The sequence below is a fragment of the Vibrio sp. 970 genome, from assembly GCF_033339075.1.
In genome coordinates this window covers 92,044-110,421 of the sequence record NZ_JAWOTW010000007.1, presented here as the reverse complement: position 1 = coordinate 110,421, position 18,378 = coordinate 92,044, and the positions used below count along the sequence as shown (strand labels likewise).

Annotated in this window: 16 protein-coding genes; 10 read left to right on the top strand and 6 right to left on the bottom strand. The window is 43.4% G+C overall.

Annotated elements, in window-relative coordinates:
- Window positions 1-6 precede the first annotated feature (6 nt).
- The 6 genes from fdh3B to R7Q11_RS12600 all read left to right on the top strand — a co-directional run bounded on the left by fdh3B (window position 7) and on the right by R7Q11_RS12600 (window position 9,359).
- Entirely contained in the window at window positions 7-615 is a 609-nt protein-coding gene (gene fdh3B / locus R7Q11_RS12625; RefSeq protein WP_005377536.1) for a formate dehydrogenase FDH3 subunit beta, read from the top strand.
- A 14-nt stretch (window positions 616-629) separates the two neighbouring features.
- Window positions 630-1,682, top strand: coding sequence for a formate dehydrogenase subunit gamma (locus R7Q11_RS12620; protein WP_065274532.1), 1,053 nt, complete (start codon window positions 630-632; stop codon window positions 1,680-1,682).
- Entirely contained in the window at window positions 1,666-2,082 is a 417-nt protein-coding gene (locus tag R7Q11_RS12615; protein WP_005377532.1) for a membrane protein, read from the top strand. Before R7Q11_RS12620 ends, R7Q11_RS12615 begins: the two co-directional genes overlap by 17 nt.
- A gap of 423 nt (window positions 2,083-2,505) precedes the next feature.
- Window positions 2,506-6,891 (top strand): RHS repeat-associated core domain-containing protein, encoded by a 4,386-nt coding sequence (locus R7Q11_RS12610; protein ID WP_225466486.1) that lies wholly within the window; start codon window positions 2,506-2,508, stop codon window positions 6,889-6,891.
- 2 nt (window positions 6,892-6,893) lie between these two features.
- Entirely contained in the window at window positions 6,894-7,796 is a 903-nt protein-coding gene (locus R7Q11_RS12605) for an immunity 49 family protein (protein WP_042522968.1), read from the top strand.
- Between the two features lie 342 nt (window positions 7,797-8,138).
- Window positions 8,139-9,359, top strand: coding sequence for an ammonium transporter (locus R7Q11_RS12600; protein WP_222716693.1), 1,221 nt, complete (start codon window positions 8,139-8,141; stop codon window positions 9,357-9,359).
- A gap of 32 nt (window positions 9,360-9,391) precedes the next feature.
- On the opposite strand, the gene R7Q11_RS12595 is transcribed toward R7Q11_RS12600, so the two are convergent.
- Window positions 9,392-9,565, bottom strand: coding sequence for a hypothetical protein (locus tag R7Q11_RS12595; protein ID WP_005377524.1), 174 nt, complete (start codon window positions 9,563-9,565; stop codon window positions 9,392-9,394).
- A 118-nt stretch (window positions 9,566-9,683) separates the two neighbouring features.
- Here R7Q11_RS12595 and cobB point away from each other — a divergent pair, with 118 nt between their 5' ends.
- Window positions 9,684-10,415, top strand: a complete 732-nt coding sequence (cobB, locus tag R7Q11_RS12590; protein ID WP_005377522.1) for a Sir2 family NAD+-dependent deacetylase — start codon at window positions 9,684-9,686, stop codon at window positions 10,413-10,415.
- Between the two features lie 88 nt (window positions 10,416-10,503).
- Here the strand turns inward: cobB and R7Q11_RS12585 are convergent, their stop codons facing one another.
- From R7Q11_RS12585 to potA, 5 genes are all read right to left on the bottom strand, one after another.
- Entirely contained in the window at window positions 10,504-11,541 is a 1,038-nt protein-coding gene (locus R7Q11_RS12585) for an extracellular solute-binding protein (RefSeq protein ID WP_005377521.1), read from the bottom strand.
- Window positions 11,542-11,790: 249 nt separating this feature from the next.
- Entirely contained in the window at window positions 11,791-12,822 is a 1,032-nt protein-coding gene (locus tag R7Q11_RS12580) for an extracellular solute-binding protein (RefSeq protein ID WP_005377519.1), read from the bottom strand.
- 102 nt (window positions 12,823-12,924) lie between these two features.
- Entirely contained in the window at window positions 12,925-13,695 is a 771-nt protein-coding gene (potC, locus tag R7Q11_RS12575; RefSeq protein ID WP_054730196.1) for a spermidine/putrescine ABC transporter permease PotC, read from the bottom strand.
- Window positions 13,695-14,555 (bottom strand): spermidine/putrescine ABC transporter permease PotB, encoded by an 861-nt coding sequence (gene potB / locus R7Q11_RS12570; protein WP_005377512.1) that lies wholly within the window; start codon window positions 14,553-14,555, stop codon window positions 13,695-13,697. The genes potC and potB overlap by 1 nt, the downstream gene beginning before the upstream one ends.
- Window positions 14,536-15,651 carry a spermidine/putrescine ABC transporter ATP-binding protein PotA gene (gene potA / locus R7Q11_RS12565; RefSeq protein WP_017634901.1) on the bottom strand — a complete coding sequence of 372 codons (1,116 nt, stop codon included), beginning with the start codon at window positions 15,649-15,651 and terminating at the stop codon, window positions 14,536-14,538. The genes potB and potA overlap by 20 nt, the downstream gene beginning before the upstream one ends.
- A 400-nt stretch (window positions 15,652-16,051) precedes the next feature.
- On the opposite strand from potA, the gene R7Q11_RS12560 reads away from it, so the two are divergent.
- From R7Q11_RS12560 to R7Q11_RS12550, 3 genes are read left to right on the top strand one after another with little or no spacing between them, the layout of a single operon-like run.
- Complete coding sequence (locus R7Q11_RS12560; protein WP_225466485.1) at window positions 16,052-16,849, top strand: hypothetical protein; 798 nt, start codon at window positions 16,052-16,054, stop codon at window positions 16,847-16,849.
- Window positions 16,842-17,678, top strand: coding sequence for a glucosaminidase domain-containing protein (locus R7Q11_RS12555; protein ID WP_031778963.1), 837 nt, complete (start codon window positions 16,842-16,844; stop codon window positions 17,676-17,678). Before R7Q11_RS12560 ends, R7Q11_RS12555 begins: the two co-directional genes overlap by 8 nt.
- 13 nt (window positions 17,679-17,691) lie before the next feature.
- Window positions 17,692-18,354, top strand: coding sequence for a DUF2987 domain-containing protein (locus R7Q11_RS12550; RefSeq protein ID WP_005377504.1), 663 nt, complete (start codon window positions 17,692-17,694; stop codon window positions 18,352-18,354).
- Window positions 18,355-18,378 lie beyond the last annotated feature (24 nt).

The window sequence follows — 18,378 nt, the reverse complement described above, 5'->3', positions numbered from 1 at the left end:
CTGACAATGGCACGAATGAAATTTCTATGTGACACGAAACGCTGTATCGAGTGTAACGGCTGTGTTACTGCATGTAAGAACGAAAACGACGATGCGCTTGAATGGGGCATTCAACGTCGCCGCGTGGTAACACTAAACGACGGTGAAGCTGGTGAAAACTCTATCTCTGTTGCTTGTATGCACTGTACCGATGCGCCTTGTATGGCAGTTTGTCCAGCTGATTGTTTCGAACATACCGAAGACGGCATCGTTCTTCACAATAAAGATCTGTGTATCGGTTGTGGTTACTGTTTGTTTGCTTGTCCGTTTGGCGCACCTCAATTTCCTAAACAAGAGGCGTTTGGTGAACGTGGCAAAATGGATAAATGTACTTTCTGCGCGGGCGGCCCAGAAACAGAGCCTGGCTCTGAGGAAGAACGTCAAAAATACGGTGCGAACCGTATCGCAGAAGGCAAGTTACCGATGTGTGCATCGCTTTGTTCAACCAAAGCGCTGCTTGCGGGTGACGCAGAGAAAGTCTCTGACATTTTCCGTCAACGTGTGGTAGAACGCGGCGCGAAAAACGCAGGTTGGACAGACGGAAACGATCTTTCTTACGATGCGACGAAAAGCTAAGTAAGGAGAGGCACATGTTAAACACGCTTAAACGTGCATCTCTAGCAATGCTGTCAATGATGACGGCATTGCTGCTGACTTTCGCAATGCCTGCTTCAGGAGAGGAACAATCTTCTAAAGTTATTCAACAGGAGATCACGCAACTCGCCGGGGCAGACTATTGGCGCGAAGTCAGAGAGGGGCAAGAAGGCTACACCACGTCCCAATCGCCAGAACATGGCGTATTGATCAGTAAACCTGGTGAGACTTGGTACATTCTAAAAGAGAAATGGATGTCTCCTGCTGGTGCTGTCGCGATTTTCGGCAGTATCGCGATGGTTATCATGGCTTACGTATTCGTTGGTCCTTTGATGCTTAGCAAGCCGCGTACTGGTAAAAAGATGAAGCGTTGGTCTCGTTTAGACCGCGCGCTTCACTGGAGTATGGCGTTTACATTCTTAACGTTGGCATTCAGTGGTTTGATGCTGGTTTACGGTAAGCACTTCTTAAAACCGTACGTTCCTACTGAGTTCTGGGGCTTTATCGTCATGTTGGCGAAGCAGTACCACAATTACATGGGACCATTGTTCTTCATTTTGCTGATGCTCGTGCTCTTTAAATGGTGGCGCAAGTCGATTCCAAACATGACTGATGTTCGTTGGTTCATGAAAATGGGCGGTATGGTTGGTAAACACAAAGGCACACATCCGTCAGCTGGTTTCTCAAACGGTGGCGAGAAGGCAATCTATTGGTTGTTGATCTTCTTTGGTGCTATCGCGGCAGTGAGTGGCTTAGTTCTGGACTTTCCTATCTTTGGCCAAACTCGCCGTGACATGGAGCTTTCTAACTTAGTTCATGCGATTTCGGCACTGATTCTAATCTGTGGCTTTATCTTCCACATCTATATTGGTCTATTCGGTATGGAAGGTGCGTTAGAAGGCATGGTGACTGGTGAAGTTGACGAGACATGGGCGAAAGAACACCACGATCTTTGGTATGAGGAAGTGAAGTCCAAAGAAGCAATGGGCGAAACAGATACGGCACAAACGGAAGTAAAAGGAGCGAAAGCGAATGAACAAACCTCATAACGGGATTTGGGTTGCGTACATCCTGAGCTGTCTGACCCCGTTTACGTTTCTGATCTCAGGCGTTATCGCAATTATCTATGCGGGTTACCGATTAGATAAGGGAGAAGACAGCGACGTAGTGATTTCTCATTACTACGGTTTAATTCGCACCTTCTTTCTCTACCTGACGTTTTTTGTTGTGTTGATCGTCACCGTCGCGACTTCTAACGGTGTACTCGTTGGCGTGAGTGATTATTGGTTGCATAGTACTTTGCTTGAAACCATCGCTTACTTTATTCCTTGGGTAGGGATGGTGTTTGCTGCATTAGCCATTTTGGTGTGGTTTATGCGAATGTTTCAAGGGATGCAGCAACTGCTCAATAACCAACCACACAGACCATCGACAGGTCCAAACCTTTAATCAGTATTCTTTAAGCAAAACCGCCGTAATAGGCGGTTTTTTTGTTGCTGTTTTGTCTCAAATATGAAGCGCTGAGTCGCAGTGGTGATACTTGATGCAACTTATTGAGTGAATTTACGTAACTGGGCAGAAAATCATAGTTAAGTAAGAAACATGTAAAAAAATCGCGTCACGATGAGACATTAGTCTCACTCACGCTATTGTTCATTTACTCAGGATTCATCGTCCCGTTAAAGTACGCTGCGCTCAGAAATTCAAAGAGTTGCATACGTGAAAATTGCCATCAATACATTCAGTCTACGCATACAGAGGAATCTCTATCGGAGGATGTTTGATTAAGGCATCTTGCTCTCACAAATAAAAAGAGCGAAACGAGCATTAAATGATGCGGCAAGGTAAGAAAAGGACAAACACGTTACGGCTATGATCCCTCAATTCGTAATTCCTATCACGAATCGCTTTGGTGAAAGTTATCACTTCTCTGGTCAGTTACTTACTAGCGGCGAACCTAAAACATTCGTGACCAAACAAGAGGCAATAGAGTTTCTTGAGAGCTTTGGTGAGCTTGACCTTCGCTCTGTCGAGGACTTGTTCTATGCGATTGGTCAATTCAAGCCAAACATACCTGACGGTGAGCTTACTTCCCAACACTATAATTCAACGTTTGCCAATGCTTTGGTGAACGGTGACTTGCATGTCGCTCGAATTGTACCTACCGGCGAAAACTACGCACTCTCGTCAGCGGTTACGCCTCCACCGACTCAAAATACCGTCAATGCAAAACCATCGAAGGGAAAGGGGAAGTCGAATAAAAAGAGGGGCAGAAGTGCCGCATCCGACAAGCCTCAGCAACAAAGCAGCGAAAAACATGAGAAAGCCGGTGATCCTGTATCACTTGTGACGGGTGAAGAAATTCTCGAACTCTATGATATCGAGCTACAACAAGGTACTACTTGGCAGCGTACTTACCGCTCTTCGCAGTCGGATGTAAATCATGGAATGGGCTTTGGTTGGCGACATGCATTTCAGTTTGAATTACGCGAAAAGACGAACGAGAAAGACAATGTGATCGCTTGGGAGTTTGTTGACGATAAGGCCGATATCACAGAATTTGAGCCAGTAGATATTGGAGCAACAAGTTACCAGATATACGCTGGTGCGAGCTGTTATTTCCTAAATTCAGCAACTCGGATCGTGACGCTCGCTAATGGGCATCAATATCGATTTGAACAGAAAGATGATCGTTGGCTTGTTAAACAAGTCAGAAATGGCACGTTTTCAACGTTTCAACTGCAGTATTCTCGAAACCATCGATTGATCGAGATCGCATATAACAAGCGTTCGGTTCTTGAATGTCAATATGATAAGCAAGGACGCCTTGTAGAACTGCTTAATGCAAAGTCCCAAAAAGTTCTGACAACTTATACCTATGATGAGCACGATGATTTGGTCAGTGCAACTAATCATTTGGGCTTAAAGGAACAATATCAATATAGCGGTCATTTAATTGTTAAGCGTATACGACCAACTGGCTTTACTCATTATTTTGCATGGGATGGCGAAGGTGCAAAAGCGAAATGCATCAGAAACGTTGGGGACGCAGGAATTTATGACTATCGCTTCCATTATCAAGGAAATCACTCTTCTTATTCTGACTCGTTAGATCATCAATGGTCTTTCTTGCATGACGAGCAGGGTAACTTACTCGAGAAAATAAGCCCCACAGGTAAAACTTGGCGATGGCAATATGATGAATTAGGACGAAAAGCACAAGCTATCTATCCTGATCAGTCAACGGTCAATTATCAATATAATCAGCATGGTCAATTAGTTTCTAAGTTTCATTCCTCTGGCAAAGAAATTCAATATGGTTATGACGGCTTAGGTAAGTTAGTTAAAACGGTTTCACCTGACGGGGATATCGAGAAGGCTTACTACAATAGCCTCGGTCAAAGAGTTTGGGATACCGATCAGTTCGGCTGTGTCACGGAATATGATTACGATAAACACGGTCAAGTCGTCAAAAAAGAGTCTGAAGATGGTAAGAAAAGTCAGTGGTGGTGGGATGAACAACAAAGACTTATCGCGAATGAAATAGACGGTACATTACTTCGTTACAGCTACAACGAAGAAGATCTAGTGAATGGCGTCGCTTATCCCGATGGGTGTATTGCTCAACTCGCTTATGATCAATTTGGCAGGCGTACATCAGTTCGTTATTTTAACGACGAAGACAAAGTCGGTTATAGCGAAGAATATTCTTACGATGAGCACAGCCGTGTTGCTCAGATTCGAACGCCAGCAGGCATTACCTCGTATCAATGGGGATCACTCGCGCAACAAGAAGCAGTCATCTTTCCCGATGGCAGCCATATTTCTTACGAATACGATCAACAACGTAACCTGACTAAATTAGTTCGGAGTGACGGCTTAGAGTTCGAATTCCTGTATGACGATGAAGGCCAGCTGTCAGGAACTATCGGGTTTGATAATCTACAAAGCCAATTTGATTATGACGATATGGGGCGGATCCATCGTAAGCAAGTCGCCGATAGGACCGTGCTGTACCGCTATGACGCTGCGGGTTATCTCAAGCACGTCAAAGCAGGAAATGCTAGCGGTATTGTAGAGCACCACTTTAATTATACGCTTGGTGGGCGACTTACGTTCGCCTCCAATCGCCATCAAACATTGCAATACCAATACTCTTCATTCGGGCATTTAACAAAGCGCATTCAAGGTCAGTTTGAGATAGCGCAGGAGTTTAACAGAGTTGGCCAACGCGTATCTCAGGTACTGCCAGATAATACGGAGCTGAACTTCTCTTATGATCGATATGGGCGTTTTTCAGCGATTCGGTTTGGAAACCTAGATTTACCTCAAATCAAATTTCATTACGATGAAATGGGACGAGTTTCCCAAATTGAAACGGCACATTTTAATGAGCGCATCATTTATGATGGTGTTGGTCGTTTGGTTGAACAACATTGGCCAGATAGAGAGAAAAAGTACGTTTACAATGCGCAAAACCGTATTTCATCAATCATTGATAATACGGCAGGAGCAACGCACTATCAGTACGATGCCTTAGGGCAACTGAAACGAGTCAATGCTTCCGGAGAAGTGACTAAGTTTGAATACGATAGTTTTGGCAATCCTACTTTGCCATCTTCAGAGGTATTCGCTGATCGTATTGAAGTACACGATGGTGTCCGGTTCAAATATGACGCGCAAGGAAACCAGACAAAACGTGAGGGGCAAGGACATGTTCAGACTCGCGTATTTGATGCGTTAAATCAGCTCATTGAAGTTCACACCGACGATGGCATCAGTCAATATGAATATGATGCATTAGGGCGCAGGACGAAGAAAATTACACAACAAGGCGTTACGGAGTTCTTGTGGGAAGGGGAACGTTTAATTGGTGAACGCTCTTCATGCGCTTTCCGCTGGTACCTATATCAACCAGAAACCTACACGCCAGTGGCACTGCTAGAAAATGACGTTATTTATTGGTACCAGTGCGATCAAGTTGGTAAACCAGAGCGACTGATCGATTGCGAGGGGAATGTTGTATGGAGTGCCAGCTACGATGCTCATGGCTTTGCTCATGTACATATTGAAAAAGTAGTAAATCCACTGCGTTTTCAAGGGCAGTACTTCGATCAAGAAACCGACTTACACTACAACCTCGCTCGGTATTACGATCCTAAGCTAGGACGCTTTATCCAACAAGATCCGATATCTATTGCTGGTGGCATTAACCATTACCAATATGCAGTCAATCCTATCCAGTGGATTGATCCAACAGGTTTCCTTTGTGAAGAAGGGTTAAAACGCTTGGGTCAAATGTTGGCAGCGTATCAGGCGCAAAGCGATGTCCCCCAAGAGGTTTGCGATCAGATTTTAGAGGCAGCAAAAGAATCATCCGTCGGAGAAGATGGCGTTCGCTCGCAAGTCAAAATCCGAAAACCCAAAGGTAAAAATCATATTCGATATGAATACGATTTAGACCATATTGATTGCGAGAAAAATGAAATTACTTTTTATCGTCATATCAATCATTCAGATGGCAGCAGGCACGAAGTTCAGTATGTTGTTGGGATTGAGGAATTTGTAAATGCGCATGTTTTTGACTCAGAGAAAGTTGGCGGGGAAGAAGGTTGCACGATCTTTACTGAAGATCTTGTGCTGAATAAAGCAGAGTATAAAGAAAACTCTGAACTCAATACGAGTGATTATGAGCTAACAGAAAGAAACAAAGAAAAAATTGACGAATGCTTAAAAGAGCGTCAAGAGGCAATCGACGCTCGAGCTGGCGAAGAGGGATATAACGCTCAAATTGGTAATATTAACCAACAGTCTGCAAAAATAGGTGAGTTGGCCGCGGATGACTTTGTCCGGAGTAAACGTCCTAATGCTAAGCTGCTTCATCCCAAAGATATTGGAACCTCAATTTCGAAGCCGGGCGACTTTGATATGGTTTACGAGGTGGAAGAGCCGCCACCAGGTGAAATTATAATTGTTGAGGCTAAAGGAGGGAGCAGCCCGCTGGGCAGCCGCAAGATTGGAAACGAGGCGTATCAGCAAGGGACAAGTAAATATACGGCGGAAATAGTTAAGCTAATGTCGAAAAATTTAGAAGGAACAACAGAAAAAGTAGCTGCCGACGAAATTCAATACGCCGCTTTATCCGGTAGACCTATTCGATATATACATACGCAAGCAAGCATCCCTGAAAGTGGAAAGGCCTCGGACTTAAAGCTAGAAGTGGCAGAGTTTAAAATTAATTCCAAAGGATTAAAGTAAAAATGCAAAGTAATGAATCGAGCAAGGTTGTAGAACGCAAAGCAAATCCTGAACTTGACACACAAGCAATTGTGAGTAAAAAAAAATTTATAAATAGAGTCCTAGATAACAGAAAAGAAGGTCTTAAAGTCAGGCGGGAAAACCTAGTCAGTCTTGGTGATTTTGCCATCGACCAGGTTCGCTGGTATACATGGTTTCAAACCTCACATGAAGACGAACAAATTTGTACATTACGCCTTTATGAAACTTCATTAATGGGGGCTTGTTATCATCGGCTGGCTATGTTTCCTAATGAGCCATTAACTGTTCAGATACTAGATTATCCAGAAGTAACATGGGATGGTGAAGGTATCTTAGAAATGGGCTTCATTTGTCCTTCAATGTGGCTGGATGCTTATTTTATATCGGCAATTGTGCGTGACAGGCCAAGTATGGATGTATTGGCGAACTTTCCCATTTCTCTGATGAAACAAAGTGCCACTAGGGCGGGTAAGTTGTCTTATATGCTAGTAGATGTCATCCAGTCGTTCCATAACCGCACATCGGACTACCCTGATAAACTGGTGGCCGCGATGGACGCGGCAGTTGCTCAGGGTGATAATTGGGCGTTAGAAATCGCCATGGGTATTTTGGAAACTTTTGCTGCCCTGACAACTGACATCGGTTATGACTTTGAAGAAGTACTTATTAAGAACCTTCAGTTCCAAGAGAAATACCAAATGAGGCTCGATAAGTCAGAGGACTTGATTTCTATAGAAACTTTCATCTCTTTCCCTCTGCTTGGCATGGCTTGCATGTGGTATGACAAAGGTAACCGTTTATCTGTTGAAACTGGTTGGCTCCCTCCCTATCTTGTCGAAGGACGTTGGTTAGAAGAAGTAAAAGCAGGGAAGATCACTCGATAAACTCCTTTAGTTAGCAATTCCGTATATAAGCCACCTCTCATGGGGTGGCTTTTACGTTTATCGTATAAAGTTTGCTGTTTGTTGAGCTATATGGTGCGCATTATGTTGGTGCACTAAAACCACATTGGTGCATTTATTAGCATGTTAAACACCATTTCAAGAATACCTAATTTTATTAAAGTTCATACAAAACAATAAATTAAAGCGTAAGTGTTAGAAATATAAATTATGGAATGAGAATTGCTCTGTTAGACGCTCTATAAATCAAGTTCACCAAATTGGTGATGAGCCTAACTTTGATGCACAGGATAAGTGCGCTACAGATCAATGGAGACAATTATAATGAGTGTAACTGCCAATCAGGTACACGGCGCTGTACAAACTCTCACGCAAAGTTCCGACACACTTTTCTTACTACTTGGCGCAATCATGGTTTTTTTGATGCATGCTGGTTTCGCTTTTCTTGAAGTAGGAACCGTGCGCCAAAAGAACCAAGTTAATGCTTTAGTTAAGATATTGGTTGATTTCGGTATATCCGCCATCGCGTATTTTTTTATTGGATACTGGGTCGCTTATGGCGGCACCTTCTTTGCTGATGCTGAGACATTATCTCAAGGCAATGGTTACGAGTTAGTGAAGTTCTTTTTCTTGCTGACCTTCGCTGCAGCGATTCCCGCTATTGTTTCAGGTGGTATCGCAGAACGAGCTCGTTTTTATCCGATTCTAATCGCAACATTTTTCACTGTCGGCATCGTATACCCGTTATTTGAGGGAATGATCTGGAACGGAAACTTTGGTGTTCAAGCTTGGTTTGAAAATACCTTTGGTTATGGCTTCCACGATTTTGCAGGTTCAGTCGTTGTACATGGTGTTGGCGGCTGGATAGCGCTTGTTGCCGTCGTGTTTTTGGGCATGAGAAAAGGCAGAGTTCGAGCAGGAAAGCACACCAACTTTGCACCTTCGAATATTCCATTTTTGGCCTTGGGAGCTTGGATCTTATGTGTGGGGTGGTTTGGCTTCAACGTCATGTCAGCTCAAACTGTGTCAGGCATAAGTGGCTTGGTGGCTATGAACTCATTGATGGCAATGGTCGGAGGCATTGTCGCGTCATTGTTGGCTGGTAAGAATGACCCTGGCTTTATTCATAACGGCCCACTGGCTGGCTTGGTTGCTGTATGTGCGGGCTCAGACTTAATGCATCCTATCGGTGCTTTAGTGACAGGTGCGATTGCTGGCGTGCTATTTGTTTATCTTTTTACCCACCTACAAAACAAAACCAAGATTGATGATGTGCTGGGTGTCTGGCCTTTACACGGTGTATGTGGCGCTTGGGGTGGTATTGCCGCTGGGATTTTTGGTCAAAGCGCATTGGGTGGGCTAGGTGGCGTGAGCATTATCGTTCAGCTTCTAGGAACGCTTTTGGGCCTTTCCATCGCAGCGCTTGGTGCACTTGTAGTCTACGGTGCGATTAATACCAGTATGGGACTGAGGCTTTCAGAAGAAGACGAATTCAATGGCGCTGACCTAGCCATTCATAAAATATCTTCGACCAACGAGGATTGAGGCCAATATGGGAGCGGCATAAAGCCGCTCTTTTAGCAATTGTCTTTCTTGGCTTGGCCCGGAGGACAGAAATTACCATTACCTCGATGGTCATCATCATTGGTGCTGACTCTTACCTTTACATCATCGACTTCGCCTTCAACATTGGTAAGTTGACAGCCTGCCAAAGTCAGAAGCAATGTAAACGTTAGAGATACTTGTCTCATTGCTGTTCCTCTTAAATTGTAATTCTAATAGTGACCATTACGACTATGGTCTAATCCATATTACTACTGTTGCTATTCTTTCAGTGTTAAGCTAATGAAAAAACAGCAAGGATGAGTTATGAATTTCCCTTATAGAAATATTGTAGTACTTACTGGTGCAGGTATCTCGGCCGAATCTGGTATTCAAACATTTCGTGCGCAAGATGGCCTATGGGAGAATCACCGTATCGAAGATGTAGCAACGCCTGAAGGGTTTGCTCGCGATCCGGACCTTGTTCAAGACTTTTACAACCAACGCCGCAAGAAACTTCAAGATAATGCGATAAAGCCTAATGCAGCGCATGAAGCATTGGGTCGTTTAGAGGCTGAGTTAGAAGGTAAAGTGACGGTCATCACTCAAAATATAGACAACCTTCACGAAAGAGGCGGCAGTCAGAATGTGATTCACATGCATGGTGAGTTGCTCAAGGCCCGCTGTAGTGAATCTAACCAAGTAGTAGAGCACAATGAGGACATTAAGACCGGCGAGCTTTGTCACTGTTGTCAGATCCCTTCACAAATGCGACCACATATTGTTTGGTTTGGTGAAATGCCACTGCGAATGGGTGATATCTACGCGTCATTAGAAGAAGCAGATTTGTTTATTTCTATTGGGACTTCTGGCGTTGTGTATCCCGCAGCAGGTTTTGTTCATGATGCAAAAATGCACGGCGCACATACCATTGAAATTAACCTAGAACCTAGTGCGGTAGAAAGTGAATTTGAGGAAAAACGCTACGGAAAAGCAAGCGTTGAGGTTCCAAAATTAGTTGACGAGATACTGGCTCTAGAAGGAAAAGAAAGAGCGTAATAACTTCAACAGGAAGAGTTTTTGTCTTGTCATTAAGAACAAAAAAGCGGCTCATGAGCCGCTTTTTCATCTCTTTAAAACTAACGAATTAGTTGTTCACTTTTAGCTTTTGGAAGTACTCATCGTACATTACGCTCGCTTCGCCAACTTCATCTTGCCAAGTACCGCTGTCCATCACTTCTTGTGGTGGGAAGATGCTTGGATCATTAGCAAATTCTTTCGGTAGCAGATCGTGTGCCGTTTTAACTGGCGTAGGATAACCAATCTCAAGTGCAATCTTAGCTGCGTTCTCAGGACGTAGTAGGAAATCGATCATCTTATGAGCTGCGTCAACGTTCTTCGCACCAGCTGGAATTGCTAGGCTGTCCATCCAGAAGATAGTGCCTTTTTCTGGCCAGATGATGTCGATGTTCGCGCCTTCTTGACGAGCCATGTATGCAGAACCGTTCCAAAGCATGCCTAGTGAAACTTCACCCGCAAGGTAAGGGTTTGCAGGAAAGTCTGAGTTAAATACTAATACGTTTGGCATTAGCTTTTTCAGTTCTTCGTAAGCGGCTTTGATTTCTTCTGGGTTAGTCGTGTTTGGTGAGTAACCAAGCTTAGTCAATGCAATGTGGAATACTTCGCGAGAATCATCCATCAGCATTAGTTGACCTTCCCACTTGCTATCCCAGAAATCATCCCATTTAGAAACCGATGACTTGTCTAGCATGTCAGCATTGATACCAATACCGGTCGCACCCCAAATGTATGGGATAGAGTAGTTGTTGTTCGGATCGAACGGTTTGTTTAGGAAGTTAGTATCAAGATCGGCAAAATGAGATAATTTCTCTTTGTCGATCTGTTGTAGCATGCCTTCTTTACGCATTTTAGAGACGAAATAGGTAGACGGTACTACCAAGTCGTAACCAGAACCTTGAGTTTTTAGTTTTGCGTACATACTCTCGTTAGATTCGTATGTAGAGTAAATAACTTTGATTCCGGTTTCTTTTGTAAAGTCTTCAAGAACTTCGTTTGGAATGTATTCCGACCAGTTGTAGAAATACAGTTCTTGATCAGCAGCCATTGCAGGGGTAGCGATGAGCGTCGCTGCACATAGAGCGCTTGCGTAGAATTTACTTTTCATTTGTTTTCCGTTTTGTTTCGCGATTGGACAAGTCAATACTAGCTGGAGTTATCGAGTTGAGCCAAATCGCAGTAAGCACAAATATGTTCATTTAGCTTGAATATCGTTGTCTCCTTGTTATGAGACGATAAATCTATGATACCAAGACAAATAAACCTAGCAACGCGCGATTATATCAGCCTAAGACAAAAATAGGCAGCGTATTGCTGCCTATTTTCCTATGGTTGATGACTTGTTACACAAGCTAGATTATTGCCCCGCTTTCAGCTTGAGGAAGTAATCTTCGTATTTAACGGTTAGATCACCAACCGCATCTTGCCATTCAACGCGGTCAAGGTCTTCTTGAGAAGGGAATAGTGGGGCAACGTCTTTAAACTTAGCATTCGATTCCTCCACCGCCGTTAGGTAGCCAGTATCACGAGAGATTTGCTCTGCGATTTCTGGGCGCAGTAAGAAGTCGATCATCTTGTGAGCTGCTTCTACGTTCTTCGCACCGGAAGAGATAGCGAAGTTATCAACCCAGCCGATACCGCCTTCTTTAGGAAAAACGAGTTTAAGGTTCAGGCCTTCACTTTGTGCCGCTGCGGCGCTACCGTTCCAAAGCATACCAACGCCCACTTCACCAGACATGTAAGGTGCGCCAGGGTTGTCAGAGTTGAAAACTAAAACGTTAGGCATCAACTTTTGTAGCTCAGCGTACGCTTCATCGATTTGCTTAGGGTCTTTTGAGTTACCTGAGTAGCCAAGTTTACGCAGAGCGATATGGAACACTTCACGAGTGTCGTCCATCAACATTACTTGACCTTCAAGCTCAGGCTTCCATAGGTCAGCCCAGCTTTGGAACTCGTTTGGATCGTACATGTCTGCGTTAACCGCTAGGCCTGTAATCGCAACAACGTGTGGGATAGAGTAGTCGTTACTTGGATCGTAAGGCTTGTCTAGGTAGTTTTTATCTAGGTTGCCGAAGTTTTTCAGCTTAGTCTTATCGATCTTTTGTAGCATGCCTTCGTCACGCATCTTCGCCACGAAGTACGTTGAAGGTACTACTAGGTCATAACCTTGGTTATGAGTTTTTAGCTTTGCATACAAAGTTTCGTTCGACTCGTAAGTCGAGTAGATCACTTTGATGCCAGTTTCTTTAGTAAATTGCTCTAGGATATTACTGTTGATGTAAGGACCCCAGTTCATAAATACTAGTTCTTTATCATCCGCTGTCGCTGTACCAGAGAACAGAGAAAGCGCACATGCACTACCAGCTAATAGAGTAGCCCATTTTTTCATTGACGTTAGCTCCAAACCAAACGTTGTCCAATTTTGGACGATAGATAGAAAAACAGAATGGCATGTAACCATTCTGTTTCGTGATGTTAACAGGTGCGGATTCTACTTCACTTTTTCTCTTGCTAGCAACTGAGAAATTACTACCAAGACCAAAGAAACAATCAACATCACCGTTGCTAGGGCGTTAACTTCCGGTGAAATGCCCACCTTAACCATTGAGTAAATCTTCAATGGCAAGATTTCGTATGTTGGACCCGTTACAAACGAGCTGATGATCACATCGTCCAAAGACAAGGTAAAGCTCAATAGCCAACCTGCGGCAACCGCTGGTTTAGCGAGAGGAAGGATGATCTGTTTCAAGATAACCCACTCGCTTGCACCAAGGTCTTTTGCTGCTTCCAACATTTTCACATCAAAGCCATTTAAGCGGCTGTATACAGTTACCACAACGAATGGTAGACAAAAGGTGATGTGAGCAATCAATAGTGTAAAGAAGCCAAGCTGTGCGCCTAATACTAGGAACAGAGCAAGTAATGAAATCGCCATTACAATATCGGGAGACATCATCACGACAAACAGCATGCCGTTTACCGCACCTTTACCTTTGAACGAGTAACGGAATAGGGCAACGGCCGTTAAGCTACCAATGATGGTTGCTGCTGTCGCTGAGAATACCGCTACGTTCAATGAATGCCATGCAGCTTGCATTAGGCTGTCGTTATTTACTAAGGTTTCGTACCATTTCGTGGTGAAACCACCCCATTTCATACCAAATTTGTTGGCATTAAATGAGTTAACAATTAAGACGATGATTGGCAGATACAAAAATGAATACACCAGCGCCATAAAGCTAAATCTAACTGTGCGTCCCATTAGTCTAGCTCCACTTTCTTATTCAATAGTTTGCCTGCTCTGTAGTAAGCGTAAAGCATCACAGCCATTGCGAAGGTGAGGGCGATACTGGTCGCAGCACCAAATGGCCAGTCACGAGCGTTCAATACTTGGCTCTTAATAACGTTACCAATCAGTAGGTTCTTCGCACCACCAAGAAGGTCAGAGATGTAGAACATACCTAGTGCTGGTAGCAGAACCAACAAACAACCACCGATAATGCCAGGCATTGTAAGAGGTAGAATCACTTTCGTAATGGTTTGGAACTTGTTCGCACCAAGATCTTTCGCCGCCTCGATATAAGTGTTGTCCAACTTCTCGATTGCCGAGTAAAGCGGCAGAATCATAAATGGAAGCAGGATGTACACAAGACCAATCATTACTGCTGTTTCGGTGTACATAATACGTAATGGCTTATCGATGATTTCCATCGCCATTAATGATTTGTTCAAAATACCTTGTGTACCCAGAACAATCTTCAGGCCGTAAGTACGGATAAGAGAGTTTGTCCAAAAAGGTACAATAACTAAGAACAACATGAATGGGCGCCATTTCTCTGGCATTTTCGCTATGATGTAAGCAAATGGGTAACCAATTACTAAACACAACAACGTCGCCACAATCGCCATGTAGAACGAGTGCATCAGCACTTTCGCATACAAGGGGTCGAGTAGACGTAAGTAGTTGTCGAAAGTAAATGTCATTTCGATTAAGTTTGCTTCATCACGCGTTAAGAAACTCGTACCGATAATCATCACATTTGGTACCAACACGAAAAGTGTTAGCCAACCGACGATTAAGGTAATGATCGCGTTTTGAAGATTAATCTTCTTGCTTATCATTGAGGACTACCTCCCAGCTCTCAACCCAAGTGATAGCGACTTTCTGGCCAAGTGAGTGGTCCACATCAGGATCATCTTCGTTAAAGAATTCGCTAACCATTACACGCATGCCCGAATCCAATTGGATAACTGAATCAAGCGTCATACCTTTATAGGTACGCTCTGTTACGTGACCTACGATGCCTTTTTCTTCAGACTCTTTGATCTCTTCGATACGTAAGTCTTCTGGGCGAAGTAGTACTTGCAGTTTTTCACCTGCTTGCGCTTCCTGATCGTAGTAAACAACAGACTCGACACCTTCGATTTCTGCACGGATACGTTTCTCGTCGATACGCTCTAGCATGGTTGCGTTGAATACGTTGATCTCACCGATAAAGCGAGCAACAAATAGGTTCTTCGGCTCTTCGTAAATCTCACGTGGAGAACCATCCTGCTCAATAACACCGTCGCGCATTACAATAATGCGGTCAGACATCGATAGGGCTTCTTCCTGATCGTGCGTAACGAAGATAAAGGTAATACCAAGTTGACGCTGAAGCTGTTTAAGCTCAATTTGCATTTGCTTACGCAGTTTGTAATCAAGTGCAGATAGAGATTCATCTAGCAGCAGTACTTTTGGTTTGTTAACAACCGCACGCGCAATGGCGATACGTTGTTGCTGACCACCAGAAAGCTGATGAGGCTTACGCTGTGCCATTTTTTCTAGGCGCACCATGCGCAGTGCTTCCATTACTCGTGGTTCAATGTCCGCAGTAGGCGTTTTCTGCATACGAAGACCAAAAGCGACATTCTCATATACGGTCATATGTGGAAACAATGCGTAACTTTGAAATACCGTGTTGACGTGCCTTTGCTCTGCAGGAACCTGTGTTACATCCTGGTCATCCAAAATAATTTGACCGTTATCTGCCGTTTCAAAACCTGCAATCATGCGTAAAACTGTTGTCTTACCACAACCAGAAGGCCCGAGAATCGTCAGAAATTCACCATGATTAACATCCAGATTTAAATTACCGATGATTTCCTTACCATCGAAACTTTTACTAATACCAGATAAACGAATAACTGGCTTTCCTGCTTGCGGTTTTGCGTTCAACGTCTGTATTTCCCCCACGTTCAAGCCGGGATTATCCCAGCTGATGTGACACTAACCATTCACTTTTGAGGCGCGCATCATAATCACCAAAAGTGTGAAATTAAAGCATTTTCTTATCTTGAAACAGAAATAATTTTGCAGGAAAAAGCCATCATTCCTTACCATACTGTTTTTATGAGATTAATTGGCATCTAGACACAGTTTGATAGCACTAAACTTTGTTCAACAATTGTTTCAATTTCATGACCTTGAAAGTGGTTAATTATCAACCATACAGTTGAGATTGCAAGGATTGTAGGTGAGTTGTGATGTTAGATGTGGAAAGATTTCTTTATAATGACGATTACATTAATTGACTGGAATTCCAGTCAAAATTTTACAAGTTAGTCTTGGATAAACTATGAACGACGATTTTGAGAAAGATTTCAATCTTGGGGGGAGTGTAGAGCGAGCTTTGTCTGGCAACTACGAGCTTAAAGCTGGCGCGGTTTTTAACGAAGCTTGGCGAGCAACCATCCAGCACTTTTTATCATTTTCTCCTGCCATTATTGTATTGCTTTTTGTCCAGTTAGGTATTTTCTATATTGCATTAAAACTGCAGTTGGGCGATTTGACCGTTATTCTTGATGCGTTTGAGAACCCAGAGTCGTTCACAAACGATATTGTGTCTTCTATTTATGTCGCGAATTTCAGTTATGAGGTGATTAGCGCACCAATTTATGCGGGGATCAGCTTGATGGCTATGAGCCATGTCGCTGGCCTGAAGACTAAGTTGCGCCATGTTGGAAAGGGGTTGCAGTTCACCATTCCTGTTATTCTAGCAACGCTCATGAGCTTAATGCTACAAGGTGTGGTTGGTATGATTTTTCCTTTACTGTCGCTGTATCTTTCCTTGGCATTTAGTCACTCTATTTTGTTGATTTGTGAGAAAAGGGTGCCACCAATGCAAGCGTTGCTGTTATCACTTCGCGCAATCAACAAGAAGATTTTTGTGGTCGCGGGGCTTTACTTAGGCGTGATGTTAATGTTTATTATTGCAGCAATGTTCTACGGTATTGGCTTGATTTTTGTGCTGCCATTCTTCTTCCATTTGAAAGGCATACTCTACCGCGAAATGTTTGGAATTAAGCTTAAGACCGTTACAACACAGAAAAACGATAATGATCACGATGGTAACTCACAGGTGTTTGATGCCTAATTCTTTGAAATCAATAAGTTTACGAGTGGCGGCAACCTGTATAGCCGCCACTTTCATTTCTATAGGCCCATATTTACACTACGAGAAACAGTTTAAATATGTGGAAAATCCTGACGTACTCTCTGGCAAGATTAAGCATGTCGATTTATCACACTTGCCATACATCGGTGATATCCCAGACTTCAATTCAATAAAAGATACGAAAGAGAAAAAAGCTGCTTTTTTTGATTTTTTAAGGCCTAAAATTGCTCTTGAGAATCAACGAATTCGTCATGAGCGGGCCTTTCTTACCTCTTTAAAGGTGGGACAAGTGACGCAAGAACAAGAAGAGTATGCTCAGCGGTTATCATCTCTGTATTCGTTGCCCTTGAGTAACGATAAGATTGATCAAGCATGGCTAGACGAGATGCTTGTGAGAGTGAACGTCTTACCAGAAGCGTTGGTTCTAACTCAAGCGGCAAATGAATCTGCGTGGGGCACTTCTCGTTTTGCTACTCAAGCAAACAACTTGTTCGGCCAATGGTGTTATAAAAAGGGCTGTGGAATTGTTCCAGCGCAACGTGGCGCTAACAAAGTTCATGAAGTTGAAAAATTCGATTCTGTACAACAGTCTGTTCATGGCTACTTTATGAATGTTAATCGAAACCCAGCGTATGCAGACCTGCGTGAAATCAGAACATCTCTGGCTGAAAAGAACAAGGGCTTGTTAACGGTCGCAACCGCGTCAGAGTTAACGCATGGGTTGCTAGCCTATTCTGAACGTGGCATCGCCTATGTACACGATCTTCGCGCTATGATTCGTCATAACAACGCCTACTGGACGCAATAAAATAACGGATAAAATGAAAAAGTTAAGCCTAAGTCTGTTGGGAAGTGCGGCGCTAATTCTTGCATCGCCGATAACCCAAGCTCAAGAGTACATGTTCACGTACTCAAAGTTATATACTCAACTAAAAAACAACAATAAAGAAGGGCATGACGATGTGAAAGTTGGTGTCTTTTTTGTGGACGCAAAAACTAAACAAATTTGTACGATAGAAAAAGCTTGGATGGAAAAAGAAGAGCACTATGAAGAGTTTGTTATCCCTGCTTCACAAGAGTTGCCTTTACCAGTTGATAAAAACTTAAAGTCAGCGAATCCGTTGGTTTTTGTCGATACCCCAAAAGATACACGTTGCGATTACTCACTTGTCGTGATGACCAAAGAACCATTACAGGGTAACGTTTCTTACGAGCAACTTAAGCCTCTTCTACCTCAAATGCAGACGATGCTGGAAGATTTAGGCGGTATATTTGCGGGTTGGTTTACACCGGAAGTTCAAGGTGTGACGATGGAGTTTGCAAATCAACTGAATGATAAAGTGATTTTCTCAAACGGAACCGAAAAGCCAATTGTCAATGGCAAGATACAAGTCGCACTAAGTGAAATAGGGCAAGGTGGCACAATGACACTACCAGAACCGACGATGCGAGTGCTACCTTATCTGCCTAACGCAAAGAAGTGAACACTGAGAGTTTAGAAAGGGCTG